Annotated in this window: 2 protein-coding genes; both read left to right on the top strand. The window is 60.8% G+C overall.

The genetic code is table 11. The features are described from left to right. The coding region (gene aceA, locus AC04MI_RS24775) for an isocitrate lyase (protein ID WP_476498994.1) at positions 1 to 1,263 on the top strand (1,263 nt) is incomplete at its 5' end. Positions 1,264 to 1,579: 316 nt separating this feature from the next. Then, positions 1,580 to 2,247, top strand: a 668-nt coding sequence (locus AC04MI_RS24770; RefSeq protein ID WP_476498993.1) for a TGS domain-containing protein, incomplete at its 3' end; no start/stop codon positions are given.

Here is a 2,247-nt window from a genome sequence, read left to right as displayed (position 1 = left end):
ACCAACCCCCGCTGGAAGGGTGTGAAGCGCGGTTACTCCGCTGCCGACGTGGTGCGTCTGCGTGGTTCGCTGCCCATCGAGCACACGCTGGCCAAGCGCGGCGCTGAAAAGCTCTGGGACAAGATCAACGGCGGTGCCAAGAAGGGCTACGTCAACGCTTTCGGCGCCATCTCTGCCGGTCAAGCCATGCAGCAGGCCAAGGCCGGCCTCGAAGCCGTGTACCTGTCGGGCTGGCAAGTCGCCGCTGACGGCAACACATCCGAAACCATGTACCCCGACCAGTCGCTGTATGCGTATGACTCGGTGCCCACCATGGTTCGCCGCATCAACAACACCTTCAAGCGCGCCGACGAAATCCAGTGGGGCCGTGGCATCAACCCCGGCGACAAGGAATTCATCGACTACTTCSYGCCCATCGTSGCYGAYGCSGAAGCCGGYTTYGGCGGCGTGCTGAACGSCTTCGARCTSATGAAGRMCATGATCMAGKCSGGCGCYGSMGGCGTKCACTTCGAAGACCAGCTSGCCKCKGTCAAGAAGTGCGGCCACATGGGTGGCAAGGTGCTSGTGCCTACGCAGGAAGCCTGCGAAAAGCTGATCTCCGCACGTTTTGCCGCTGACGTGATGGGCGTGTCCACCATCGTGCTGGCCCGCACCGATGCCGAAGCTGCCAACCTGATCACGTCCGACCACGACGCCAACGACAAGCCCTTCCTGACCGGCGAGCGCACGCAAGAAGGCTTCTACCGCGTGAAGAACGGCCTGGAACAAGCCATCAGCCGCGGCGTGGCCTACGCCCCCTATGCCGACCTGGTGTGGTGCGAAACCGGCGTGCCAGACATCGGCTTCGCCCGTGAATTTGCGCAAGCCGTGCACGCTGCGTGCCCTGGCAAGCTGCTGTCGTACAACTGCTCGCCTTCGTTCAACTGGAAGAAGAACCTCAACGACAAGCAGATTGCGTCGTTCCAGGAAGACCTGTCGGCTCTGGGCTACAAGTACCAGTTCATCACGCTGGCCGGTATCCACATCAACTGGTTCAACACCTTCCAGTTCGCCCATGCATACGCCCAGGGCGAAGGGATGAAGCACTACACCGAAATGGTGCAAGAGCCAGAATTCGCAGCTCGCGAAAAGGGCTACACCTTYGTGTCGCACCAGCAGGAAGTSGGCRCMGGCTACTTCGACGASGTGACCACGGTSATCCAGGGCGGCTCGTCCTCCGTGAAGGCCCTCACGGGTTCGACCGARGAAGAGCAGTTCCACTGATCTGCGGGGCTCAGCGCCGCTTCGTTGTGGCGCCAAATGCACTCGAAAAAGCCCGAAGCAGATGCTTCGGGCTTTTTTTCTGGGTGCTAGGGTTAAAATCTGGCGAAATTCACTGCACAAGAGCGAGAAAGGCAACYTGGTTATGACACCGCGAACTACATCGGAGATGTTGACCGGCCGTTGAGGCTGGCTGTTCGCGCCTGCACGAGATTGCACACACCTCCAAAAAGCGCGGACCTGTTCCGCGCTTTTTTGTTTTACGGGCCTGGCGCGTGCCCGCACCCATTGCACTGATCACAGAGAAAGAGTTGCTCCCATGATTCACATCACGCTTCCCGACGGTTCACAGCGCGAGTTTCCGGGCCCCGTCACCGTGGCCGAGGTGGCCGCCTCCATTGGCGCCGGTCTGGCCAAAGCCGCCCTGGCGGGCAAGATCGGCGACAAGGTGGTGGACACCAGCTACCAGATCACGGCTGACAGCCCGCTGTCCATCGTGACGGCCAAGGATGCGGATGGCCTGGAGGTGATTCGTCACTCCACCGCTCACTTGCTGGCCTACGCGGTCAAGGAACTGTTCCCTGACGCGCAGGTCACCATCGGCCCGGTGATCGAAAACGGCTTTTATTACGACTTTGCCTACAAGCGCCCCTTCACACCTGAAGACCTGGTGGCGATTGAAAAGCGCATGGCAGAACTGGCGGCCAAGGACGAGCCCGTGGTGCGTCGCGTGTTGCCACGTGACGAGGCCGTGGCGTATTTCAAGGGCCTGGGTGAGCACTACAAGGCCGAAATCATTGCCAGCATCCCCAGCAACGAAGACGTGAGCCTGTACCGCGAAGGCAATTTCGAAGATCTGTGCCGCGGCCCTCACGTGCCCAGCACCGGCAAGCTCAAGTTCTTCAAGCTCATGAAGGTGGCGGGCGCCTACTGGCGTGGCGATCATCGTAATGAGATGCTGCAGCGGGTCTATGGCACGGCCTGGGC

This window comes from Acidovorax sp. LjRoot204 (genome assembly GCF_056175785.1).
Note: the sequence above shows the minus strand (reverse complement) of the source record. Positions and strands in the feature narration are given on the sequence as shown.